Raw genomic sequence first — 24,939 nt, 5'->3', positions numbered from 1 at the left:
GGCCGGCGATGAGCCTGTACCCGCCACCGGTTCGCGAGGAGCCGCCCGTCATGACACGGGTGGGCGAAGCGATTCGCGTGCGCGGATTGGTGCAGGGCGTGGGCTTCAGGCCCGCGGTGTGGCGTCTGGCGCGCGAGCACGGCGTCAGCGGCGACGTGTGCAACGATGGCGAAGGCGTGCTGATCCATGCATGGGCCGATGCGGCGACCCTCGACGGTTTTGTCGCGGGCTTGCGCAGCGCTTGTCCACCACTAGGGCGAATCGATTCGATCGAACGTTACGCACTGCGCGATGCGCCGCCCATCGCGGGTATGTTCAGGATCGGCTCGAGCGCGGGCGGCCGTGCGCGTGCCGGCGTGGTGCCGGACGCGGTGACGTGCCGCGCGTGTATCGAGGAGACTTTCGATCCATCGAGCCGCCGCTATCGTTATGCGTTCACGAACTGCACGCATTGCGGGCCGCGCCTGTCGATTGTCGAAGCGATCCCGTATGACCGTCCCAATACGACGATGGCGGCATTCCCGCTATGTGAGGCGTGCCGCCGTGAGTATGACGATCCGGCTGATCGACGCTTTCATGCGCAGCCGGTTTCCTGCCCGGCCTGCGGTCCCCACCTATGGCTGGAGCGATCCGACGGTTCGCTGGCACCGGGTGATCCGGTTCAGGCCGCGTGCCAGTACATCAAGCACGGGAAGATTGTCGCGATCAAGGGGCTTGGAGGCTTCCAGCTAGCGTGCGCCGCGGCCGATCATGCTGCCGTCGCGAGATTGCGTGCGCTGAAGCATCGCGAGCGCAAGCCCTTTGCGCTTCTCGCGAGTGGCGTATCGATGATCGAGCGTTATTGCGTGGTCAGCGACGCAGACAAGGCCTTGCTCACCTGCGCGGCCGGACCGATCGTCATCATGGCGATACGCAGCGACGATAGAAATGAATACTTCCCCGGTGTGGCGCCGGGAATCGCAACGCTCGGTTTCATGCTCCCCTCAACCCCGCTGCACCATCTGATCATGCACTCGTTTGACGATCCGATCGTGCTGACCAGCGGCAATCTTGTGGACGAGCCGCAATGCATCGACAACGCGGATGCTCGCACACGCCTCGCGGGCATGGCCGACGCACTGCTGATGCACGACCGGGACATCGCGCGGCGGGTCGACGATTCCGTCGCACGAGTCGTGGGCGATGTCCCGCGAGTGCTGCGCCGCTCGCGCGGTTATGCCCCCGCGCCGCTGCGCATGCCCAAGGATTTCGCGGCCGCGCCGCCGATACTCGCCATGGGTGCGCAGCAGAAGAACACGTTCTGCCTGCTGCGCAATGGTGAGGCCATCCTCTCGCATCACATCGGTGAACTCGCGAACGGCGAGACGTATCGCGACTATGCGAAGGCGCTGTCTCGTTACCAGCATCTGTTCGAACACGATGCGTCGCTCATCGCGGTTGACCTGCATCCGGAGTATCTGTCGCGCAAGCTCGGTCTCGATATCGCACGCCAGCGGCGTTTGCCGCTTGCCGGGATTCAGCACCATCACGCGCATTTCGCCGCTTGCCTGGCGGAAAACGATATCGGCTTGGGCATCGATGTTCTCGGCATCGTGCTCGACGGTCTGGGCATGGGCGACGACCAGGCATTGTGGGGAGGCGAATTTCTGTTGGGCGGCTATGCGGGGTATCGGCGCCTGGCGAGCTTCGCTCCCGCCGCGCTGCCGGGCGGTGCACGCGCGATCGACGAACCGTGGCGCAACACCTACGCCCATCTGCGCGCGAGCCTCGGCTGGCCGCGCTTCGCGGCAGAGTACGCGACACTCGAGCTTCATGATTTTCTCGCTGCGCGGCCGCTCGCGCTGATCGATCAGATGATCGACAAGGGCATCAATAGTCCAACGGCAAGTTCGACGGGACGTCTGTTCGACGCCTTCGCGGCGGCGCTCGGCGTGTGCCGCGAACGGGCGCAATACGAAGGACAGGCCGCGATTGAACTCGAAGCACGAATCGACAGACGCACACTCCACGACGAAGACGACGCACAGGCCTATCCGTTCGGCATCGTGGACACGGGAGGCCCGCTTTTGATCGACCCTCGGCCGATGTGGCTGGTGATGCTCGAAGACTTGCGGCGCGCGACGCCTGTGCCGTCGATGGCCGCGCGTTTTCACAAGGGGCTCGCGATTGCCATCGTACGAATGACGCAGCGTTTGCTCGCCCCCACGGCGGTGCGCATCGTGGCGCTTTCCGGCGGCGTCATGCAAAACCGCGTACTCGTCGAACAACTCGCCGCGCGCCTTGCCGCGTGTGGCCTGACAGTCCTGCAGCATCGCCTGGTGCCGGCGAACGACGGCGGCATCGCGCTGGGGCAGGCCGCGATTGCCGCCGCGCGCGCACTTGTGCCGGCGCCTGCGTCACCATGGAGTACGTCATGTGCCTAGGCATCCCGGGGCAGATCATCGAGATTCACGACGCGGACCAAAACCTTGCACTCGTCGAGGTCGGCGGGGTACGGCGAGTCATCAACATTGCCTTCGTGGTCGAGGACGACCGGCCACCCGCCGCGTGCATCGGTGACTGGGTGCTGGTGCATGTCGGTTTCGCGATGAGTCGTCTTGACGAGACCGAAGCCCACCGTACGCTCGCGCTGCTGCGCGAGCTCGGCGAGGCACAGGCGGAGCTGGCCGCCATGATGGAAGGCGGCGGGGAAGCCCCGGTGGCGTACAGCGCCGACAGGCGCAACGGAGCGCGTGATGACTGAACATCAGGCATTGCAGGGCCTTTATCCATTCCTGCATGGCGAGCGTCAGGACCCGGCAAAACTCGATGCCGCGCTGCTCGAATCGGTCGCGCAGAAGGCGTCGGCGAGCGTCGACGCCAAGCGTGCCTTCTTCGCACACAATGCCACCGCGGTGGTTGCCGTCGCGCACGCGATCGCGGATGTGTATCGTCATGGCGGCAAGCTCTTTGCGATGGGCAACGGCGGTTCCAGTTGCGACGCCGCGCATATCACGGTCGAGTTTCTGCACCCGATAACGGCGGGGCGTCCCGCACTCGCTGCGATCAACCTCGTCGCCGATACCGCGATGATGACAGCGGTCGGCAACGACGTCGGCTTCGCGCATATCTACGTGCGGCAACTGGTGGCGCAGGCGCAGCGTGGCGACGGCCTGATCGGTGTATCGACGAGCGGCAATTCCGAGAACCTCCTCGCCGCATTCGAGAAGGCGCGCGAGATGGGCGTGACGACAATCGGCCTCTCGGGGCATGACGGCGGCAGGATGGCCGCGCAGGGCGCGCTCGACCATTGCCTCGTGGTACCGAGCGACAGCATTCACCGTATCCAGGAAACTCACGTCGCGATTTATCACATCCTGTGGGACCTCGTCCATACCTTGCTGGCTGACGAGCGAGGCAGCCTCGCCGTTCGCGATGCATCGGAGCATGCATCATGAAATACGTCGATGAGTTTCGCGATCCGGAGAAGGCGCGCACACTGACATATGCAATCCACCAGCTGGTCGAGCGGATCGTACGCGAACGTGGCGGCCTGCAACGGCCGCTGCAGATCATGGAAGTGTGCGGCGGCCACACGCATTCCATTTTCCGGTACGGGATTCACCAGATGCTGCCGCCCGAGGTCGAATTCGTGCATGGCCCTGGTTGTCCCGTCTGCGTGCTGCCGATGGGGCGCGTGGACGACTGCGTTGCGCTTGCCGAGCGGCCCGAAGTGATCTTCACGACCTTCGGCGACGCGATGCGCGTGCCAGGCTCCCGTAAAAGCCTGCTCAAGGCAAAGGCCGACGGTGCCGACGTGCGTATGGTCTATTCGCCGCTCGATGCGCTGGCAATTGCACGCGAGAATCCACACCGTGAAGTGATCTTTTTCGGGCTGGGTTTCGAGACCACCATGCCGAGCACGGCGATGACCGTGCTGCAGGCCCATGCGGAGCGTATCCGCAATTTCTCGCTGTTCTGCAACCACATCACGATCATCCCGACGATCAAGGCCATTCTCGATTCACCCGACCTGCATCTGGATGGCTTTCTCGGACCGGGACACGTCAGCATGGTGATCGGCACGAGGCCGTATCGGTTCATCGCGGAGCATTATCGGCGGCCGATCACGATAGCCGGCTTTGAACCACTCGACGTGCTGCAATCCGTGTGGATGGTCTTGCGGCAGATTGCCGATGGCCGCTGCGAAGTGGAGAACCAGTACGGCCGCATCGTGCCGGAGGATGGCAATGCGCAGGCGCTGTCGGCAATCCAGCAGGTGTTCGAGTTGCGCGAGTTTTTCGAATGGCGCGGACTCGGATCGATCGATCATTCGGGCGTGCGGATCCGCGAATCATTCGCCGCGTTCGATGCCGAGCGCAAGTTTCCCGTGGCGAACTTGAAGATTGCCGATCCGAAATCGTGCCAATGTGGAGAAGTGCTCAAGGGCGTCATCAAGCCGCAGCAGTGCAAGGTTTTCGGCACCGCATGCACCCCGCAGACGCCGCTCGGTTCGCTGATGGTATCGAGCGAAGGCGCGTGCGCGGCGCACTATCGCTATGCGCGCATCGATACCTCGGCGCTGTTCGCCCATGCTACGGATGCGTCGCACGCGCTTGGGCAGGGAGTAGGGGCATGAACGACCGGCTCGGCAGGCTGCGGGACACCACGATCAACCTCGCGCACGGCAGTGGCGGCCGGGCGATGCGCGAGCTGATCGAGGACGTGTTCGTCATGGCCTTCGACAATCCCGCACTCGCCGCACTCGAGGACCAGGCCGTATTCCCGCTCGCGGATCTCGTGCGGCATGGCGACCGGCTCGCGTTCACGACCGACAGTTACGTGGTCGACCCTTTGTTCTTCCCAGGCGGGGATATCGGCACGCTGGCGGTATCGGGCACGGTCAACGACCTCGCCATGTCGGGCGCGAAACCCCTTTTCCTGTCGTGCGGGATGGTGATCGAGGAAGGGCTGGCCGTCGATATCCTGCGTCGCGTCGCGGCGAGCATGCAACGCGTCGCGATCGAAGCCGGCGTGTCGATCGTCACGGGCGACACCAAGGTCGTCGAACGTGGCTGCGCGGACAAGTTGTTCGTCAATACGGCAGGCGTCGGCGTCGTGCCGGCTGGCGTGAGTATTTCCGCGCGCCGTGCGCAAGCGGGCGATGTGGTGATCGTCAATGGCTTTCTTGGCGATCACGGTACGGCCATCCTGGTCGCCCGGCAGCAACTCGCCTTGCAGTCCGATATTGAAAGCGACTGTGCACCGCTCGCCTCACTGGTTGCCGCCATGTTGGACACGCGTGAGGACATTCACTGCATGCGCGACGCAACGCGTGGCGGCGTGGCGACGGTGCTGAACGAGTTCGCATTGTCCTCGGGCGTCGCGATCCGCATCCATGAAGCCGCGTTGCCGATCCGCGAAGAAGTGAAGGGGGCGTGCGAGATCCTTGGGCTCGATCCGCTCTATCTGGCCAACGAGGGCAAGCTGGTCGCGGTGGTGCCCGCGCACGCCGCTGAGCGCGTGCTCGCGGCGATGCATGCCCATCCGGCCGGCAGGCACGCAGGGGTGATCGGCGAGGTCGTCGCGCAACCCGCGGGAATCGTGGTGCTGCACACGGGCTTTGGCGGACAGCGGATCGTCGACATGCTGGTAGGGGAGCAATTACCCCGGATCTGTTAGCGAACCCGGGACGCAGGCGCGGGGGCACGGTCATGCATGAATTGAGCATCGCGAATAGCGTCGTTGAGCTGTGTGCCGAGCGCGCGCTGGGTGCCAAGGTACTGCGGGTCACGTTGGAGATCGGCAGGCTGTCGGCGGTGATGCCGGACGCGGTTCGCTTTTGTTTCGACGTCTGCGCCAAAGATACGGTGGTGGAGGGCGCGGCACTGGAGATCGTCGAGACACCGGGGCGGGCGCGTTGCCGGGACTGTGGCAACGAGATGACGTTGGCCGATTTGCTCGAGCGGTGCGTGTGCGGAAGTGTGGACCTCGAACTGCTGGCCGGCAGCGAGTTGAAGATCAAATCGATGGAGGTGGCGTGATGTGTACCACATGCGGGTGTTCCAAAGGCGCGCACACGGTTTATACGGATTCGCAAACCGGTGAGCGGATCGAGACGCCACGCGATGGCGCGAGCGGCGCGGCGCCAGAGCCGGGTTCGTGGCGACAGCTCGCGACTCGGGCAAGCGCAAGCAGCGTGGCCGCGCATCTGCATGCGCGTGCACACGCGCACTCCCATCCGCACTCGCACCCGCACCCACATGATCGGGCGCACCCTGACGCTCACGGGGGCAATGAAGCTAGCCTCGACGATACGCGGGCCCCCGGCGCTGAAGCCGCGCTCGTTGCAGCAACCCATGGTACGACGATCGCACTCGAACAGGATGTGCTCGCGAAAAACCAGTCGATCGCCGAAGACAATCGTGCCTGGCTGGCAAGCCGCGAGATCGTCGCGCTGAACCTGGTGAGCTCGCCGGGCGCCGGCAAGACCACGCTGCTCGAGCGCACGATTCGCGATCTACGCGGTACCCTCCCGATCCAGGTCATCGAAGGAGATCAGGCGACGCTCAACGATGCCGAAAGAATTCGCGCGACCGGTTGCCGCGTGGTCCAGATCAACACGGGCACCGGTTGCCATCTCGACGCCGGCATGGTGTCCCGGGCGCTGGAGCAACTCGATCCGCCGCCCCGCTCGTGGCTGATGATCGAAAACGTCGGCAATCTCGTATGCCCCGCGTTGTTCGATCTCGGCGAGCAGGCGAAGGTCGTGATCCTGTCTGTCGCCGAGGGCGAAGACAAGCCGCTCAAGTATCCGCACATGTTCCGCGCAAGCCGCCTGATGCTCTTGAGCAAGATCGACCTCCTGCCGCATTTGCACTTCGATGTCGAGCGGTGCATCGCTTATGCGCGGCAGATCAATCCCTTGATCGACGTGTTGCAGGTATCGGCGCAAACCGGGGCAGGCATGCAAGCCTGGTATGCGTGGCTCCAGGCGGTGGTCTCGGACACGACGGAGACGGTACGCTGACACGGGGAGGGCGCACGCTGGCCGTGCGTCACATCGGCTTGCGCTGGGCGAGGCTCACGATGCCAAGAAAAATGTCTCAACTTTTTGACGATCGCCCCACGGGCCTGCAACGAAAAGTTGCCGGGATCTACGCGCTCCTGCTTGTGTTCAATGTCGCTGCCTGGGCCTGGGCGCTCGCGGCATTCAACGGACATCCGGCCCTGTTGGGCACGGCGCTGCTTGCCTACACATTCGGCTTGCGTCACGCCGTGGATGCGGACCACATTGCTGCGATCGACAATGTGACCCGCAAGCTGCTGCAGGTCGGGCGCAGTCCACTCGGCGCCGGACTGTTTTTTTCACTCGGGCACTCGACCGTGGTGATCGCACTGACCGTTGCCGTCGCGCTCGCTGCCACGGCACTGACAGCGCATTTCGATAGCCTCAGGAATATGGGTGCCGTCATCGGTACGAGCATCTCGGCCGGGTTCCTGTTCGTTCTGGCTTTTGCGAATCTGGTCGTCCTCGTGTCCGTGATTCGGACGTTTCACGCCGTTCGCCGTGGAGAGCCACTGGCCGAAACCGATCTCGATCTTCTACTCAACAATCGCGGCTTTCTTTCGCGGTTGCTTCGGCCAGTGCTGGCACTGGTATCGCGCAGCTGGCATCTTTATCCAATCGGCTTTCTGTTCGGACTTGGCTTCGATACCGCGACCGAGGTGGCGCTGTTCGGCATTTCGGCGTCTCAGGCCTCGCATGGTCTGTCGTTCTGGTCGGTGCTCGTACTGCCGGTTCTGTTTACAGCAGGCATGTCGTTGGTGGATACGACAGATGGTATTTTGATGCTGGGTGTCTACCGTTGGGCTTTTGTCCGGCCTTTGCGCAAGCTCTACTACAACATCACGATCACGTTCGTCTCGGTGCTCATCGCGGTACTGATCGGCGGTATCGAGGTACTGGGTTTGCTCCAGGGCCGACTCGGGCTGAGTGGCGTGTTCTGGAGCGATATCGGCAGCCTGAACGAGCACTTCGGGCTATTGGGTTACCTCGTCATCGGCGTGTTTATCGCGAGTTGGGTCGTGTCGATCGCCATCTACAAGCTAAGGCGCTATGACGATGTGACCGGCTAGCATCACGGACTTGCTTCTGTGCCTGCGGACACGATCTCATGCAGCCTCACGCGTTCGCGCGTCCGCGCGGTCCGGTCTCGCGTATGAACATCGCAAGCACCATGGCGAGCACGATGCCACCGAGCAGCCACGAGCCGGCGGTGCGGAACACCGACAGGTCCATTGCGCCGCCGTTCGCGAAGTGGGCGAGGAGCTTGCCATACACGGGTGTGAGTAAGGCGCTGAACGTGAAGACCAGGAAATTGATCGCGCCGCTGGCGCTGCCTTTCACGTTGTCCGGATTGACTTCCTTGATCACCGTGTAGGGCAGCATGGCCGCGCCGGAGCCGATGCCGAGCAGCAGGCCGAGCACGTAAGGCGGCGCCACGCCGGCGGGCAGATAGAAGATGCCCGCCCCCGACACAAGCATGAGCAGCGCGCCGGCGATCAATACTGGCTTGCGGCGGCCCAGACGGTCAGACAGGTAGCCTAGCAGTGGGCAGCCGATCACCCAGCCGAGTGGCACCATGCTCGCTCGATTGACGGCCTCCGCATAGCTGACGTCGAGACCGTTGTGCAGGAACGGAATACCCCAGATCATGTCGCCTATCGTAGTCGGCAAGAACAGCAGGCCGGCGCAGAAGCCGCAAAGATACGATTGCGGATTGGTCAGCACTTCCTTGTACGGCGCAAACATCTTGATCCACGAGCCCTGGCTGGGTGGACTGTCGTCATGGCTTGCCGGCGTCACGATGAATACCAGTACGGCAATCAAAAGGATGACGAGGCCGGACAGCCACCAGAACCGCTGCCAGGTGATGACGCCGTGAATGAGCGGCGCAACGGCGAACTGGCCTGCGGAGCCGCCGAGCATGCCGAAGCATTGAGTGAAACCGACCGCCGTCGCGAGAGAACGCGGGGGAAAGCCATGCGTGGCGAGGTACACCGCGCCGATGAACCCGCACGCCGATCCCGCGCCTTGCAGCAGGCGGCCGATTTGCGCGGCCTCCAGGGTGCCCAGGCCGAACAGAGCCGCCCCGACAGCAACGAGAACGATGCCGGCCGGAATGACAGCCTTGCCGCCGAGCCGATCGAGCAAAGCACCGCAAACGATCGAGAACAGCGCATAGGTGTAGTAGTACAGGCCGACGAGCGCGCCCACGCCCAGCGCATCGCGGGAGAACGCCGCACTCAACTCGGGGATCATCACGCCCGGCGCGGAGCGCAGCATGTACTGCATGAAGTAGAACGCGGCACAAAAAAGCCAGGCGATGACGAAACCCATGTGTATGGAATCGCGGGCTAATGGAGTACTGACAGTGCTTGCGACCTTGCTGGACATGGTTCGATTTCCATTGAGTTGCCGGTCGACCGAGTACGGGCCAACGCGCGATGGAGCTACCCATCAAGCTATCTAAATACCGGAATCGGTCAGCTACCGTTCGACCGTAGTTCGGCGCGACATACCCTCGGACAACCGTCATCACACACGGGCCCGGATGAAATGAATGACGTTGCAAGTGAAGGGATCCGGATAACGGTCCCTATACACTTGCGGACTGCCTACCGGAACAGATTGACCTTTGCGAGGTCGATGAGCTGGTGGCCTCGACCGTCCATGACGGCACGAAGCATGAACAGCCCAAAATGGTAGGCTTGGTCAGGGGTGGTCGCAGGTGGCATCACGAGTTCCTGGCGTGCGCTCACGACGTCGACGAGAGCCGGACCCGGATGGGCGAATGCTTCGCGAAGGGCGCCTTCCAGCTCCGCAGGGTGCTCGGCGCGCACGCCTTTGATTCCGATCGCATTGGCCATCGCGGCGAAGTTCGGATTTGTCAGGTCACATCCCGTATCAAGGAAGCCACTCGCCTTCATCTCCATTTCCACGAAGCCCAGCGTTCCATTGTTGAGCACGACGACTTTGACCGGCAAACCTGTTTGAATCAGCGTCAAGAACTCACCCATCATCATGGCGAAGCCGCCGTCGCCCGACATCGAAATCACCTGTCGGTCCCTGAAAGCGGCCTGCGCGCCAATCGAGTGCAACAGCGAGTTGGCCATCGAGCCGTGATTGAACGAACCGACCAGTCGTCGTTTGCCGTTCATCTTCAGATATCGGGCTGTCCATGCGACGGGGGTGCCGACGTCGCAGGAGAAGATCGCATCCTCGTCGGCAAGTTCGCTGACGAGCCGGGTCACGTACTGCGGATGGATGGTGCTGTCGCCCGCTTCCGGCTCCGCCAGCGCATCCAGACTCTTGCGAGCCTTGTGATAGTCGTCGAGCGCGCGCTTCAGGAAGGTGCTGTCCGCTTTCTCCTGAATCATTGGAAGAAGTTCATCGAGCGTATCCTTGACGGTTCCCAATACGCCGAGCTCCAGCGGGCATCGATTGCCGAGCGCTTCCGCCCTTGTATCGACTTGCGCGATGGTCACTTTCTCCGGGTAGAACTGTCGATACGGGAAGTCGGTACCCAACATCAGGAGCATGTCGCAACTCTTCATCGCGGTATAGCCGGAGGCGAAGCCGATCAGGCCGGTCATTCCCACATCGAACGGGTTATCGTATTCGATGTACTCCTTTCCTCGCAGCGAGTGCACGATGGGCGCTTGCAGCTTGCGGGCGAGTTCCACGACTTCCGCGTGGGAATCCTTGCAACCCGCCCCACAAAGCAACGTCACGCGCGACGACTGGTTCAACAGACGTGCGAGTTCCGCGACTTCGTCGTTCGGTGGGCGAATCACCGGAGCGGAAGGCACGCTCCAGTTCGGCACAGGTATTGCGAGAGGCGCGAGTGCGACGTTTCCAGGTACGACGACAACAGCGACGCCTTTGCGCGCAACCGCCGTCCGCATGGCACGGAGCAAGATTTGCGGGAGCTGGTCGGCACTGTGGACGAGTTCGACGTAGTGGCTACATTCCTTGAACAGCACTTCGGGGTGGGTAGCCTGAAAATAGTCGATGCCGATTTCCGTACTCGGGATATGCGCGGCGATAGCTAGAACAGGAACCCCGCTGCGCTGGCAGTCGAACAAGCCGTTGATAAGGTGCAGATTCCCCGGACCGCAGCTACCACAGCAGACTGCGAGTTGCCCCGTGAGATGGGCCTCGGCGCCGGCGGCGAAAGCCGCGCTTTCCTCATGCCGCATGTGAACCCATTCAATCGAACCATCCTTGCGCAGGGAATCCGTGAATCCGTTGAGCGAATCCCCCACCACACCATACACACGCTTCACTCCGGCTTTTACTAGTGCACTAACCATGTAGTCGGCAGCTATCGTCGCCATTTCACATCTCCATAGGTCAAAAGGATTTCTACACGTTGGATGCTTCCCAGAGAACCAGAATAGATACACCCGGCGTGAGCGCACCGTCCTTTAAGCCGTAGTGACTGAATTGAACGGTCCATAGTGCAATGTTCTTGATAATAGTTGGTGATGCGAACGATGGCTATTACATGAATCTGGAACCAGACCAATGAGGCTCGGCGATCGACGCTTGTCAAGCAACGAGGTCACGCACCTGGACGTGCCTCGGATTACATAAACATGCAATGTCCTTGTCGAGCACAACGTTCTATGTTGCTGCTGTGGACGCTTCACCCGGGTCGTAGTGCCCGTGCGGACTTGTGAGCCTCGCGCGCAAGCCGCACTGGAATGCCGTTCGCATCCGCCTTGCCGATGCAACGTCGACTGGACTCACCCACTAACCGGACGCTGGCGCGGTTGCCTTCATGCAACCGTGTGGGTCCTTGCATTCTCGCAAAATGGAGCTACTCATGGCTTATGAATTGTTGACCCCTGACACGTGCGCGCTCGCCCTTATCGACCATCAGCCGCAAATGTTTTTCGGCACGCACTCGCACGAGCGCACGACCATCTTGCACAACGTCCAGATCCTCGCGAAGAGTGCGAAGCTCTTCAAGGTGCCGACCGTTCTGACGACGGTCGCCGCCGAGTCCTTTAGCGGCGATCTACTGCCGGAAGTGCAGTCGGTGTTTCCAAAGACGAAGCCGATCGATCGCACGTCGATGAACTCATGGGAAGACAAGGCCTTTCGCGACGCGATCAAGGCGACGGGCCGCAAGAAGATCGTGATCGCGGGCCTGTGGACAGAAGTGTGCGTCGCGTTCCCGACTGTGCAGATGCTGGCCGAGGGCTTCGAAATCTACGTGCCGACGGACGCCTGCGGCGACATCACCGTAGAAGCCCATGAGCGTGCCGTGCAGCGCGTCGTCCAGGCGGGCGCGGTGCCGATAACGTCGGTGCAGTTCCTGTGCGAACTGCAGCGCGACTGGGCGCGTGGCGAAACGTACGACGGCGTCATGGAGATCTTCAAGGCGCATACCTCGTATGGCATCGGCGTGCGCTACGCGAAGCAGATACTCGGCGAGCACGTGAGCGAGGCGAGCTGATCGGCGCCGATCACCCCACGTATTCCCTGCCATGCGTCACGCGCGACGTCGCTGTCGTCGCGCGTGAGACACGCCTGCACAAGACAACGGAGAGCGACGATGACCGCACCCATTCAGCCCGCCCGCACTGCGGACCTGGTGATCTATAACGGCAAGATTGCGACGCAGGACGACAAGCGATCGTTCGTGACGGCGCTCGCCATCGCGAAAGGCGAGATTATCGCGCGCGGCACCGATCACGACATGATGCAATGGACGAACCCTTCCACGCGCCGCATCGATCTGAAGGGACGCACGGTCATTCCCGGTCTCAATGATTCGCATCTCCATATCATTCGCGGCGGCCTGAACTTCAATTTGGAACTGCGCTGGGATGGCGTGCCAACGCTGCGCGACGCGCTCGACATGCTACGTGCGCAGGTTGCGCGCACGCCTGCGCCGCAATGGGTGCGAGTGATCGGCGGCTGGAACGAATTCCAGTTCGCGGAGAAGCGCGGGCCGACACTCGAAGAAATCAACGCGATCGCGCCCGATACGCCAGTCTTCATCCTGCACCTCTACGATAGCGCGCTGTTGAATGCGGCGGCGCTGCGTGCCGTCGGCTATGAACGCGACACGCCGAGTCCGCCCGGCGGCGAAATCCAGCGCGACCGCCGCGGCAATCCTACGGGCATGCTGATCGCGCGTCCGAACGCGGGGCTGTTGTACGCGACGCTTGCCAAAGGACCGAAGCTCCCGTTCGACGATCAGCTGAACTCGTCGCGCCAGTTCATGCGCGAGCTGAACCGCTTGGGCGTGACGAGCGCTATCGACGCGGGCGGCGGCTATCAGTCCTATCCTGACGACTATGCGGTCATCATGGAACTCGCGAAGCGCAACGAACTGACGGTGCGCATCGCCTACAACCTGTTCACGCAGAACGCCAAGAAGGAAATCGAAGACTTCGCGAAGTGGGCCAAGGTCACAAAGCCCGGCGACGGTGACGACTTTCTGAAAATGAACGGTGCAGGCGAAATGCTCGTGTTTTCCGCGGCGGACTTCGAAGATTTTCTGGAGCCGCGTCCCGATCTGCCGGGCGCGATGGGAAGCGAACTCGAAGCCGTCGTGCGGCTGCTCGTGCAAAATCGCTGGCCGTTCCGGTTGCATGCCACTTACGACGAATCGATCGAGCGTTTTCTCGACGTGTTCGAGCGCGTCAACGAAGACACGCCCTTCGACGGCCTGCGCTGGTTCTTCGATCACTGCGAAACCATTTCGGCGCGCAATATCGAACGCATAGCCGCACTGGGCGGCGGCATCGCGGTCCAGCACCGGATGGCGTATCAGGGCGAATACTTTATCGCTCGCTATGGCGCCCAAGCCGCCGCGCGCACGCCGCCCGTGCAGCGGATGCTGGCGGCGGGGCTGCCCGTCGGGGCGGGGACGGACGCGACGCGCGTCGCGAGCTTCAATCCCTTCGTTTCCTTGTATTGGCTCGTTTCAGGACGCACGGTGGGCGGCACGCCGATGTACGCCTTGCGGGACCGGCTGGATCGCATGGAGGCGCTGCGCCGCTATACGGTCGGCAGCGCCTGGTTCTCGAACGACGAGACGCGCAAGGGCGCGCTCGTGCCTGGCCAGCTTGCCGATTTCGCGGTGCTCTCGGACGACTATTTCACGATCGACGAAGACGACATCAAGCATCTGAGCTCGGTGCTGACCGTGGTCAACGGCCGCGTCGTCTACGCCGCCGACGAGTTCGAAACGTTCGGCCCGCCCGCGCTGCCCGTCAGCCCGGAGTGGTCGCCCGTCGCGGAGTTCGGCGGCTATGCGCGTTATCGGGCCGCTGCACCGGTGCAGCAGTCGTGTAACGACGCGTGCGTGAACCTGTGCGGCGTGCATCGTCATGCGCATGCGTGGGCGTGGCGCAGCAACGTGCCCGCGAGCGACGCGAACGCGTTCTGGGGCGCGCTCGGTTGCAGCTGCTTCGCGTTCTAGGCGCAAACTGGCCATGAAGCGCTTTTCCGCCCCCGACGCCGCGCTGCTTTTCCTGCGCGTCTCAGCGAGCGTGCTCGTGCTGCTCGTGCATGGACTGCCGAAGGCGATCCACTACGCGAGCCAGCTCGATGCAATCGAAAACCCGCTGCATTTCGGCAAGACGCTGACGCTGGGCTTCGCGATCTTCGCGGAGGTTTTGTGTCCGCTGCTGATGATCGCGGGCATCGCGACACGGCTTGCCGCGCTGCCGATCATGCTGGTCTGCGTGATCGCGCTGGGTCTCGTACATCGCGAATGGACGCTGGAGCAGGGGCAATTCGCGTGGATGCTGTTGATCATGTTCGGAACGATCGCGATTGGCGGCGCGGGACGCTACCGGATTACGCTGCGGCCGCACGCGTCCTGGCCATGGCAGGCCCGAGCGGCACGGTCCGGCGCGGCGCGTGAGGAGTGAGCGATGTCATATCTGATTTCATTGGGCGCGGGTCTCGTGGTCGGCCTGTTGTATTACCTCGTGCGCGTGCAATCGCCTGCGCCGCCACTGATCGCGCTTGCCGGGCTGTTGGGCATTGTCATTGGCGAGCATGCGATTCCGTTCGTGCAGGCGCAGATACGCACGCCCGATGCGCGAATCCAAAGCGCGCCGCCCGTCGCCAGTAGCAAGCTGACCTCGTCATGCAGCGAGGATCAGTAGACGCGGAAGCGCCGCGCGCGGCGCAGCTCGATCACGTGCCCGGCGAGGACACGTGGCTGGCCTCGATAGCAGGCTATGTCGATACGTTTGGCTTCGTCGCGCTGTTCGGTCTGTTCACCGCGCACGTGACGGGCAACTTCATCATGATCGGCGCGGCATTCGCGGGCGCGGACCATGGCCTGCTGATCAAGTGGCTCGCGTTTCCCGCATTCGTCGCGGGGGTCGTGTTCGCTCGCGTGCTCGACAACAGGCTGCTTCACCGCGGACATGGCGTGCACGCATGCGCCTTGTATGCGCTGCAGGCGGCGCTGCTGGCGGGCTTCATGGCGGCCGGCGTATTGGCGATGCCCGTCATCGATGCCGACGCGCCGATGACCATCGCCTGCGGCCTGCTCGGCGCAGCGGCGATGGGCGTGCAAAACGCGCATGGGCGCTTGACGGCGCGCTCTGTCGTGCCGAACACGGTGATGACGGGCAACGTCACGCAGGCCGTGATCGACGCATTCGATCTGCTGTTTTCATCCGGCGAGCCGAAAGCGCGGCAGGCGGCGCGCAGCCGGTTGTTGCGCACGCTGCCGCCGGTCGCCGGTTTTGCAATCGGCGCGGGTGCGGGCGCGGCGGGGTATCTGTTCGCGTCATTCTGGGCGCTGCTTTTGCCGCTCGCCGGCTTATGCGTGCTCGCTGTGCTCTCGAGAAGGACGGGCGCGGGGCAAACAGGAATCTGATTGCGCCGCGCGAGGCTGCGGCATCCATCATCAGCAAGGAGCGTTTTTATGAGTACCGTCACGATGTATCGATTGTTGCGGGCCGCGGTCGTGTCGATCGCGGTGCTCGGCGTGGCGCTGGCCGGCTCGCCGGCTTCCGCCGAGGCCGACCCGCACGAGGCGGGCAAGAGCATGCCCGTCGTGTCTGTCGGTCCGCAGTACGACACGACACACGTTTATGTGGCGAGCCAGGACATCGACGCGTTCGTCGACAGCTTTGTCGCGACGTTCGGCGGCAAGGCTTCGCAGCGCGCCGTGTTTAAGGTGACGCCGACGCCGAGCAAGACGGCTTCGCAATACATTCAGACGCCTGTCGGCATGTTGTCGGTGTTTGCGTTCCAGACGCCGATACCCTATCCGTTCGGCAGCGAGCGCACGGGCTATCTCGTCACCGACATGGACGAGGCCGTTCGCACCGCGCGCGCCGCGGGCGCGGACGTGGTCGTCGATACGTTCGACGATCCGATCGGCAAGGACGCGATCATCCAGTGGCCGGGGGGCCTGTACATGCAACTGTACTGGCATACCAAAGCGCCTTCTTATGGCCCGCTCGAAACGGTGCCCGACAATCGCGTCTATGTCTCCGCGCACTCCGCGGATGATTTCATCAGGCGCTTCCTGCGCTTCTCGCACGGCAAGGTCGTCTCCGACAACCGCCATGCGGACGGCAGTGAACTCGGCCGGCCCGGCGAGACGATCCGGCGCGTGCGCATCACGTCCGGCTTCGGCAATATGCTCGTGTTCGTGACCGACGGCAAGCTGCCTTATCCGTTCGGACACGAGATGACGGGCTATCACGTCGCCGATCTCGACGCGACGCTCGCGAAAGCGCAGGATGTGGGCGTGAAGCTGCTGTCACCGGCGAACCCTACGGCCGAAGGGCGGACCGCGATGGTCGAGTTTCCCGGCGGCTATGTCGCCGAGATTCACGAACTGACGAAGTGACGGTGTGTCGATCGATGCGGCGCGCGACGTCGAAGGCCGCCGCCTGCGCTACGCTGGCCGTGTGCGGATTGACGGAGGGCGTGAGCGGATTTGCCGCCGACAATACGACAGAGGCGGCCGCGGCCGTTGCGCCTCGATGCACTGCGAAACGGCCGTCGTCGCTGTCGTTCAACCGCTGGCAGGAAGACTGGTCGGTGCTGGCGAATCCGTGCGTGCCGCGCGAGCCGTTCGATGGGCTCAAGTACATCCCGCTCGGCGGCGATCCGTCGTCGTATTTGTCGCTCGGCGCGAACCTGCGCGAGCGCTTCGAGCTGAACAACACGCCGCTCTTCGGGCTCGGCAGCGCGCAGCCCGACAGCTACGTGATCCAGCGTGCCGAAGTGTTCGCCGATGCGCGTTTCGGTCAGCATGTGCAGGCGTTCTTTCAACTCGAGGATGCGCGGCCCTTCGGCAAGGATTCCGTTACGCCCGTCGACAAGAATCCCCTCGATATCGAGCAGGCGTTCGTCGCGTTCGTCTATGGGGTCGGCAGCGGCACGTTCAAGGCGCGCGTTGGCCGCCAGGAGATGGCGTTCGACTTGCAGCGGTTCGTCTCGGTGCGCGACGGGCCGAATGTGCGTCAGGCGTTCGACGCGGTGTGGGCCGACTATGAGATCGACAAGTGGCGCTTCATCGGCTACATGACCCAACCCGTGCAATACCGCGACGTCAGGGCCTTCGACGATGTGTCGAACCGGCAACTCACGTTCAGCGGCGTGCGCGTCGAACGCGCGAACACGGGGCCAGGCGATCTGTCCGCATACTGGTCGCGCTACAACCGTGAGAACGCTCACTTTCTCGATGCGACGGGCACCGAGCATCGCGACGTATTCGACGTGCGTTACGCGGGCAAGGTCGCGCCGTTCGACTGGGACGCGGAAACGATGGTGCAGACGGGGCACGTCGGCCAAAGCACGATTGGCGCATGGGCGTTCGGGCTCATCGGCGGCTATACGTTCGCGTCGGTGGCGGGCTCGCCACGTGTTGGCTTGCAAGTGGATGGCGCGTCGGGCGACCGGCATCCCGGCGATGGACGTGTCGAAACGTTCAATCCGCTCTTTCCCAACGGCTACTACTTCACGTTGGCGGGATACACCGGCTACACCAACTTGATTCACGTGAAGCCGTCGATCACGTTCAAGATATCGCCGAAGCTCACGCTGCTCACTGCGCTGGGTTTCCAGTGGCGCGCGACGACGGCCGATGCGGTCTACGGCCAGGGCTCGGCTGTGGTGCCGGGCACGGCAGGGAAGGGGACGAGCTGGACCGGGATGTATGCACAGGTTCGAGCCGACTGGCTCGTCAGCTCGCACGTGGCGTTCGCACTGGAAGCCGTGCACTTCCAAGTTGGCGATTCGATTCGCGCCTTGGGGGGGAGCAATGCGGATTATGTGGGCGTCGAAGCGAGGTTCGGATGGTGAGCCGCTAGCCGCCGTCCGATGCATAGGGCGTGAGCGTGATCGACGACTGGTCGAGCTTCCACTCAAGACACATTCGATTGCAGGCCGAACACTGCAGGCAAGTCGCGCCCTGGACTGCCACGGGTTTCACCTTGCATCCGAACGCTCAGTCGGAAGACTGAAGCTGAACGTCACGCCACGGATCTCATTGCACACGACCCAAAGACGGCCGGCGTGTGCTTCGACAATCGACCGGCAGATCGCCAGCCCGATGCCCATGCCCGTTTCCTTTGTGGTGGCAAATGGCTCAAATAACGTATCCGGATTCGCCAGTCCCATGCCTTCATCCTGAACGTCGACCACCACGTTATCCCCGTCGCGCCGAGAGCGGATCAAGAGCGACTTCGGTAGTTCCACCGTCGCTGACAACGCCTCGATGGCGTTGCGGACAAGGTTGACGATCACCTGCTGAATCTGCACCGCATCGGCTCTGATCATCGGCACGTCCTGGGCTAGCTGAGTCTTGAGCAAGATCCCGTTCCCGTGGATTTCGTCAGCCATCAGCGTACAGACCTGAAGGATCAGCTTGTTGATGTCAAGATCGACCTTGGTGGGAGCCGTGCGCTTGAACAGTGCGCGAATACGACTTATCACGTCCGCTGTGGCATATCCGTCACGGACGATGGCTTCGGCGCTGAGTCGGGCTTTGTCGATGTCGGGCGGCGTTGCAGCGAGCCAGCGCCGGCACGCCTGCCCATTGGCCACGACGGCCTGCAGCGGTTGGTTGATTTCGTGGGCGATGGACGCGGACAGCTCGGCTACCGTCGCCATCCGTGACGCCTGCGCAAGCTTTTCCCGCGCATGCCGCAGCGCGTCTTCCCTTGTGCGCAGCGCATCCTCGCTCACAAGCAGGTTGCGGTGCGCGAGCGCGCTCGTCAACGCATCTTCGAGGCGTCTGGCAATCTCCTCGAAAAGCCGTCGCTCCACGGTGGTCCAGGAGCGCAAATGCGAGCACTGATGCAGCCCGAACAGGTACGGCCTGTCGCCCCTGGGGCAAACCGCGATGGCGATCATCGACACGATGTTGAACTGCTCGCGGATCTCCGACGGGATGTCTGGATCCACCAGCGCACCTGGGGCATGCAGCATGGCGCGCAGGAATTCGGCGCCCCGGGCGTCCACCGGCAGCTCTTGGTCGAGCGCGAAGGCGCCCGGATAGTCCGGATGCGTATGCTCCATCACCGCGCGACACACTGGCGCATCGGGATCGCAGGGATAGACCAGCCAGGCCCTATCGCAATCGAAGATCGCCAGCGCCTCCTCGAGCACACCGCGCGTCATGCCCTCGACCTCGTTCGTTCGCTGCATGGCACGGTTGATGCGGTCCATGCACTCGAGGAACCATAGATGGTCCTCGCGCGCCTCCTCTGCGCGCTTGCGCTCCGTGATATCGATCACGGTGCCGATGTATTCGAACGTCTGGCCCGAGCGGTCCAGAATCGGATGCCCCATGGAACGGACGGTTCTCACTCCGGTATTGAAGTTCCCAAGTCGGTACTCGGCTTCCCAGTCGGAACCTTCGCGCACAGCCTTCCCAAAACTCTCCAGGACGCGGGTACGGTCATCCGGATGAACATCTTGCACCAATTGTTCGAACGAAGGCAGCCCCTTCGCAGGGTCGTGGCCAAGGACGCAATAACACTCGTCCGACCAATAGAGAACGGCATTGGAAACGGGACTCCATGCCCAGCTTCCGGTGTGGCTGACCTTCTGCGCCTGCGCGAGATACTGGCGGCTGCGCCGCAGCTCGCGATACAGGCTGCTGTTCTCGAGCGAAATCGCCGCTTGGGAGGCAAGCACCTTCAGGACAGCCATCCCACCGGGCGTAAAAGCGCCTCGAGCAAGCCTGTTCTCCAGGTACAGCAGTGCAACCAGCGCACCCTGCTTCATCAACGGCAGGCAGAGTACCGACCGGATGCCCTGCGCACCGAGGTACGGATCGGTGGAATGCTGACATGGGACTGAAGTATCGTCGAGCATCACGATCTCCCGGGTGCGCGCGGCATAGCGGACCACCGACTCGGGAAACTCGTCCGCGGAAACTGGCGTCTCGCGTAGGCTGACCGAAACGGACCTGTCGCCAGTCTTCGCTTCCGCCTGAATCAGGAATTCGCTGCCACGCGGGAGGATCAGCAGCCCACGTTCCGCTCCGGCATGCTCGACGGCTGTACGCAACAGTGTTTCGATGAGCTTTTCCGGGACGATCTCGCCTGACACTGCCTGCGACACTTTGATCACAGTGGCCAGATCCAGATCTTCGACCGGCGCGTCGACCATGCCCGCGGGGTCCGGGGCACGATCGTCCTGCCTCAATCCAGGATGGAGCTGATCGAGTTGTCGCACCTTCCCATCGGCTCCCCACCGCAGATAGGCACGCCGTGCGTTTTCCAGGTAGAGATGCGCTATCTCCTCAAGGCCGCGCGCGGCATAGCAGCGGGCAGCCAGTTCGTAGGACAGCGCCTCGTTTTGAACGAAGCCATTCGAACGCGCCGAGCGAATGGCGCGCTCGTACAGATCCATTGCCTCGGGCAGGCGCCCCTCGATGCGCGCAATCTCTGCGCCGACCAACACCGCACGATCCTCGAAGTTCTGGGGGCAGTTTTCCGCCCATGCCCGGAGTTGTCGCTCATGTGCCGACAGCGCGTCCCGATACTTCGCATACGGATCGGGACCGATGGGCTCGCAGCAGGCGGCCCGGGCGAGGGCGGCATAGAGGTGGTATTCCGCTCTCTCCATCAGCATGACCGAAAGCGAGGCTGACGTCGAAAAGCATTTTTCCGCTTTTTCCGCGGCATCGATAGCCGATGCGTAGTCGCCAGCGAAGAAGCGCGCCTGCAGCTTTCGGATCCAGTAGAAACATTCAGGAATAGCCAGAGCGCGGTGACCCGTGAGGCGCCCCTCGAACGAGTGTTCCGTGAACGAGCCAACCTCGAGCGAGCCGAATGTCACGGTTTCGCCACGGAGCGTGCGCACGAGCGCGAGCGGCGCGGAGATCATGTCGGCCGCGTATCCAAAACGCAGCGTGCGCGCAAACTCCAATCCGTGCTCGGCTTCACGCTCGACCCGATCGAGGGGATCACCAAGGCGAGAAGATTGGAACTGATCTTGCGGCAGGCATACGCGGCAAACGTCGGGTCGCCTTGTTCGTTCGCCATCTGAAAGGCACGTCGAGCCGGGTCCATACTCTCCCGCAGCGGTCGTGTCCAAGGGACCACGAGTGCGAAGACCGAATAGGTCTTTCCTCCGAAGCGCGTCAATCCGCGACGTTCGGTCAGATCGCAGGCCATCTTTCCGAGTCGATAACCTTCGTCGTAATGGCCGAAGCGGTCGCCGGCAATCAGCCCGACCGCGGCGTAATGCGCCGGTGCGGCATCGCTGTTGCCACGCTCCAGGCTCAGATTTACCGCCCGGCAGGTGGTGAGCGCGTACAGATTCTCGTCGGTGTATAACGTCGGTGCTCCAAGGGTGGTGAGCACCTCGAGCGTGGCAAGAGACACCGAATCCTCCATGAGCGGCAGGTCGATGAGATCCTCGATCGCCCGACTTCCGACCTGGGACCAGATCCGCTCGTACTCGAGACGCGCTTCCAGCGGGGTGGGATGGGCTGCCCAATCGATGCCCACATGCCGGAGGAATTCCAGACCCACCGCGACCGCGCGCTCGCCAGCCGCGAGCATCGTGTAAAGATCCACGCGCCGGCTCGCGACGGCCGCTCGTTGGACCGTGTCGGCAGCGCGCGTAGCAAGCGCCGCGAGACGTTCCCCCACGCACGGCAGTGCGCCCATCCAGAGCTCGCAGTCGGCCCGATGCAGTTCCAGGGCGAAGGCAAGCGACTGCCGGCGCTCCCACGCATCCTCCCGCATCAGCGCCGCGCCGGCGCTGAGGTACGCCAGCGCGGAAGCGTAGGCGGACGAGGCCTTCGCGCGCTTGCCAGCGATCAGGTTCAGTTCGGCGAGTTGCTCGCGCTCGTTCTGTGACGTGATGAGCGGTACGCCGCGATTGAGCTGGTTGACGATCTCGAAGATCATCTCCGGCAGCTTTTCCGGCGGGATGCAGGCAGCAAGCACCCTGCCTATCCGTAGATGGATCTGCGCACGCGCCTCCTTCGGGATCAGGGAATACGCCGCCTCCTGAACCCGGTCGTGCACGAAGCGACAGGAATCCTTCGTGCAGACGATGAGGCCTGCTCGAATTGCTTCCCAAAGCCGGCCATGGAGATCGCCGCCCGAGCGCCGGGAAACGGTTTCCAGCAGGGCAAGTTCGGCGCTGTTCCCCATGCAAGCAAGCAACTGCATGTCTTGCTGCGTTTGCGCGGACAGGCGACTCAGCTTGCCAACCATGAGCTCCACCACATTGTCGGTGTAACCCTTCGTGTGGATGCGATCGAGGTTCCACGACCAGCGCGCCGCATCATGATCGAAGGCAAGCATTCCGGCTTCTGTCAGCGAAGAAATGAACTGAATGGCAAAGAACGGATTTCCGGCGGTCTTGTCGTGCACCAGCCACGCGAGTGGGGCGACCCGCTCCGGCTTGCAATGCAGAGCGTCCGCGATCAACTGTTCGAGATGCTCTCGGGCAAGTGGCGCGAGCGCGATCTCCGCCACCTTGCCGCCGGCGGCCTTGATGGCATCGAGCTTGTGTCTCAGCGGATGTGCGGAATCGACTTCGTTGTCGCGATAGGCGCCGATCAGCATGAGGTTCTGCAAATGGGACCGGGTCAGCAGGTCCTCCAGCAGGTCGAGCGTCGCCACATCGAGCCATTGCAAATCGTCGAGAAAGAGCACCAGCGGATGTTCCGGCCGGGCGAAAACTTCAATGAACCGCCGGAACGTGAGCCGAAACCGCTGGTGCGCATCTTGTGGCGGCAACTCGGGGACTGGCGCGGGCTGTCCGATGATGTGCGCCAGTTCAGGAACGAGATCCACGACGAGTCCGGCATTCGGTCCCAGTGCATCCCGAAGCGCATCGCGCCAAGCCGCAAGCTCCGCCTCGCTTTTGCCAAGCAGCGGCCGTAACAGACTTCGAAAAGCTTGCGCCAGCGTCGAATCGGGGATGTCGCGTTTGTACTGATCGAATTTGCCCGCGCAGAAGAGCGCGCGCGAAGGCACTAGCACCTCGCGCAGTTCGTTGACGACAGACGACTTGCCGATGCCGGAATATCCTGAGACCAAAACCAGTTCTGACGTTCCGCTTTCGACGACGCGATAGAAGGCACCAAGCAAAGCCTCGACCTCGTGCGACCGCCCGTACAGTTTCTCGGGAATCGTCAGTTGGTCCGGCGTGTCGCGCTCGCCAAGCGGGAATTCACCGATACATCGTTCGGTTTCCCATCGCGCAAGGCCGCGTCGCAGGTCCGCTTCAACGCCTGCCGCGGTCTGATAGCGCTCCTCCGGGGTTTTGGCGAGCAACTTCATCACAAGCGCGGAAAGGACCGGTGCCAAATGGGCCACGCGCTCGTGCGGCGGCACCGCCTCTCTTGCGATGTGGCAGTGCACCCATTCCATCGGATCGGTAGCGGTGAATGGCAGACTTCCCGTGAGCATCTGGTAGAGCGTGACGCCGAACGCGTAGAGATCGCTGCGGAAGTCGACCGAACGATTCATCCGCCCGGTCTGCTCCGGCGCCATATAGGCGAGCGTACCGGCCATGGAATCGGGCGGCTCGGGCCGTTGACGCTCTCGCGTAAGCCGCGACGCGAGGCCGAAACCCGTGAGCCTGACTTCACCACTATCGGGATTTACCAGAATGTTGGCCGGCTTGACATCCTTGTGCACGAGCCCGCTCTGGTGGACTTTGGCCAGCGCCGACGCAATCCCAATAGCGAGGCGCAGGAAGGTCCCGGCGTCCATCGATGCATCGAGGAAATCGTCGAGTGACTGGTCGCCGGAATCTTCGGGAACAAGGACTGTTCGGTCGCGCGCGCGGCGCCACGCAGCGCGATCCGCATCGAGTTCGATCTGGTTCATGAAATGCCGGCTGCCATTGGAAGAGAGACTGAATGGCGTGAGCGACTGTTTACCGCCGAATCACCACCGCAGTGAGTGAATTGAAGGTCTCTTGTTATGCCAAATGGTAGCTGGCGCGGCAAAGGACGGCTATTACATGAATATGGAATCAAACCTCCTGTGGGGAAGTCTGGACAGGCGAGACTGGCAGGACGACGCTGAAGGTCGCTCCGTATCCCTCGCTATTGGCGGCAGTAAGACGACCCTCATGAGCTTCGATAATGGATCGGGACACCGCAAGCCCGATACCCATTCCCTTGCTCTTGGTCGTGACGAATGCGTCGAAGATGCTGTCGCCACCGACGATGCCCGAACCGTTGTCGATGACCTCGAGCAGCACGGACCGGTCGTCGAGGGGGCTCGCGGCAATGAGAATCTTAGGTGCGCGTCCCGAGTTTTCCGTAGCCTCTATCCCGTTCGTGATCAGGTTAAGAAGTAAGCGAGGATCGATTACCGCCTATCCAGGAGTTGAAAAAATCGTCAGGCTAGTACCCACCACAATGTGATGGGTACTAGATCGATGGAAGCAAAAGCACCGGGCCGGCG

20 protein-coding genes are annotated in these 24,939 nt (G+C 62.7%); 15 read left to right on the top strand and 5 right to left on the bottom strand.

All coding sequences use genetic code 11. The annotated features are described in order from the left end of the window. Positions 1 to 8 precede the first annotated feature (8 nt). Genes hypF through HV670_RS22555 form a run of 8 tightly spaced genes read left to right on the top strand, consistent with a single transcriptional unit; the run spans position 9 to position 8,118 of the window. Complete coding sequence (hypF, locus tag HV670_RS22590; protein ID WP_175107240.1) at positions 9 to 2,423, top strand: carbamoyltransferase HypF; 2,415 nt, start codon at positions 9 to 11, stop codon at positions 2,421 to 2,423. Beyond that, positions 2,414 to 2,743, top strand: coding sequence for a HypC/HybG/HupF family hydrogenase formation chaperone (locus tag HV670_RS22585; RefSeq protein WP_175107239.1), 330 nt, complete (start codon positions 2,414 to 2,416; stop codon positions 2,741 to 2,743). Before hypF ends, HV670_RS22585 begins: the two co-directional genes overlap by 10 nt. Next, positions 2,736 to 3,437, top strand: coding sequence for a D-sedoheptulose-7-phosphate isomerase (locus HV670_RS22580; RefSeq protein WP_175107238.1), 702 nt, complete (start codon positions 2,736 to 2,738; stop codon positions 3,435 to 3,437). Before HV670_RS22585 ends, HV670_RS22580 begins: the two co-directional genes overlap by 8 nt. Then, positions 3,434 to 4,618: a hydrogenase formation protein HypD gene (gene hypD, locus HV670_RS22575; RefSeq protein WP_175107237.1), complete on the top strand. Its 1,185-nt coding sequence runs from the start codon at positions 3,434 to 3,436 to the stop codon at positions 4,616 to 4,618. The genes HV670_RS22580 and hypD overlap by 4 nt, the downstream gene beginning before the upstream one ends. Next, positions 4,615 to 5,661 carry a hydrogenase expression/formation protein HypE gene (gene hypE / locus HV670_RS22570; protein ID WP_175107236.1) on the top strand — a complete coding sequence of 349 codons (1,047 nt, stop codon included), beginning with the start codon at positions 4,615 to 4,617 and terminating at the stop codon, positions 5,659 to 5,661. Before hypD ends, hypE begins: the two co-directional genes overlap by 4 nt. 32 nt (positions 5,662 to 5,693) lie before the next feature. Continuing rightward, positions 5,694 to 6,023 carry a hydrogenase maturation nickel metallochaperone HypA gene (gene hypA, locus HV670_RS22565; protein ID WP_175107235.1) on the top strand — a complete coding sequence of 110 codons (330 nt, stop codon included), beginning with the start codon at positions 5,694 to 5,696 and terminating at the stop codon, positions 6,021 to 6,023. After that, the gene (hypB, locus tag HV670_RS22560) at positions 6,023 to 7,009 is read left to right on the top strand and encodes a hydrogenase nickel incorporation protein HypB (protein ID WP_175107234.1); all 987 of its coding nucleotides are present in this window, start codon (positions 6,023 to 6,025) and stop codon (positions 7,007 to 7,009) included. Before hypA ends, hypB begins: the two co-directional genes overlap by 1 nt. A 59-nt stretch (positions 7,010 to 7,068) precedes the next feature. Beyond that, positions 7,069 to 8,118: a HoxN/HupN/NixA family nickel/cobalt transporter gene (locus tag HV670_RS22555; protein WP_175107233.1), complete on the top strand. Its 1,050-nt coding sequence runs from the start codon at positions 7,069 to 7,071 to the stop codon at positions 8,116 to 8,118. Positions 8,119 to 8,164: 46 nt separating this feature from the next. Here the strand turns inward: HV670_RS22555 and HV670_RS22550 are convergent, their stop codons facing one another. Together HV670_RS22550 and poxB are read right to left on the bottom strand one after the other, a co-directional pair. Further along, positions 8,165 to 9,337 (bottom strand): MFS transporter, encoded by a 1,173-nt coding sequence (locus HV670_RS22550; RefSeq protein ID WP_425511457.1) that lies wholly within the window; start codon positions 9,335 to 9,337, stop codon positions 8,165 to 8,167. A 323-nt stretch (positions 9,338 to 9,660) separates the two neighbouring features. Continuing rightward, complete coding sequence (poxB, locus tag HV670_RS22545) at positions 9,661 to 11,382, bottom strand: ubiquinone-dependent pyruvate dehydrogenase (RefSeq protein WP_175107231.1); 1,722 nt, start codon at positions 11,380 to 11,382, stop codon at positions 9,661 to 9,663. Positions 11,383 to 11,873: 491 nt separating this feature from the next. Between poxB and HV670_RS22540 the strand changes: the two genes are divergently transcribed. From HV670_RS22540 to HV670_RS22510, 7 genes are all read left to right on the top strand, one after another. After that, a complete protein-coding gene (locus tag HV670_RS22540) occupies positions 11,874 to 12,509 on the top strand; it encodes a hydrolase (protein WP_175107230.1) in 636 nt (211 codons plus the stop codon). Positions 12,510 to 12,608: 99 nt separating this feature from the next. Beyond that, entirely contained in the window at positions 12,609 to 14,486 is a 1,878-nt protein-coding gene (locus HV670_RS22535) for an amidohydrolase (protein ID WP_175107229.1), read from the top strand. 13 nt (positions 14,487 to 14,499) lie between these two features. Continuing rightward, on the top strand, positions 14,500 to 14,940 hold the full coding sequence (locus HV670_RS22530; RefSeq protein WP_175107228.1) for a DoxX family protein: 441 nt from the start codon (positions 14,500 to 14,502) through the stop codon (positions 14,938 to 14,940). Positions 14,941 to 14,943: 3 nt separating this feature from the next. Then, entirely contained in the window at positions 14,944 to 15,180 is a 237-nt protein-coding gene (locus HV670_RS22525; protein WP_175107227.1) for a DUF1427 family protein, read from the top strand. Beyond that, entirely contained in the window at positions 15,162 to 15,905 is a 744-nt protein-coding gene (locus tag HV670_RS22520; RefSeq protein ID WP_175107226.1) for a YoaK family protein, read from the top strand. The genes HV670_RS22525 and HV670_RS22520 overlap by 19 nt, the downstream gene beginning before the upstream one ends. A gap of 48 nt (positions 15,906 to 15,953) precedes the next feature. Next, entirely contained in the window at positions 15,954 to 16,889 is a 936-nt protein-coding gene (locus HV670_RS22515; RefSeq protein WP_175107225.1) for a VOC family protein, read from the top strand. A gap of 14 nt (positions 16,890 to 16,903) precedes the next feature. Then, positions 16,904 to 18,349 (top strand): alginate export family protein, encoded by a 1,446-nt coding sequence (locus tag HV670_RS22510; RefSeq protein ID WP_175107273.1) that lies wholly within the window; start codon positions 16,904 to 16,906, stop codon positions 18,347 to 18,349. A gap of 126 nt (positions 18,350 to 18,475) precedes the next feature. Here the strand turns inward: HV670_RS22510 and HV670_RS31200 are convergent, their stop codons facing one another. The 3 genes from HV670_RS31200 to HV670_RS22500 all read right to left on the bottom strand — a co-directional run bounded on the left by HV670_RS31200 (position 18,476) and on the right by HV670_RS22500 (position 24,844). Further along, the gene (locus HV670_RS31200) at positions 18,476 to 21,337 is read right to left on the bottom strand and encodes a GAF domain-containing sensor histidine kinase (protein ID WP_246257832.1); all 2,862 of its coding nucleotides are present in this window, start codon (positions 21,335 to 21,337) and stop codon (positions 18,476 to 18,478) included. Positions 21,338 to 21,381: 44 nt separating this feature from the next. Further along, complete coding sequence (locus HV670_RS31195; RefSeq protein WP_246257831.1) at positions 21,382 to 24,354, bottom strand: ATP-binding protein; 2,973 nt, start codon at positions 24,352 to 24,354, stop codon at positions 21,382 to 21,384. A 148-nt stretch (positions 24,355 to 24,502) separates the two neighbouring features. Then, complete coding sequence (locus HV670_RS22500; RefSeq protein WP_175107272.1) at positions 24,503 to 24,844, bottom strand: ATP-binding protein; 342 nt, start codon at positions 24,842 to 24,844, stop codon at positions 24,503 to 24,505. Positions 24,845 to 24,939 lie beyond the last annotated feature (95 nt).

The sequence above is a fragment of the Pararobbsia alpina genome (assembly GCF_902859895.1).
Taxonomy (GTDB): Bacteria; Pseudomonadota; Gammaproteobacteria; order Burkholderiales; family Burkholderiaceae; genus Pararobbsia; species Pararobbsia alpina.
The sequence above is the reverse complement of the archived record's forward strand: the minus strand, read 5'-3'. Positions and strand labels throughout refer to the sequence as shown.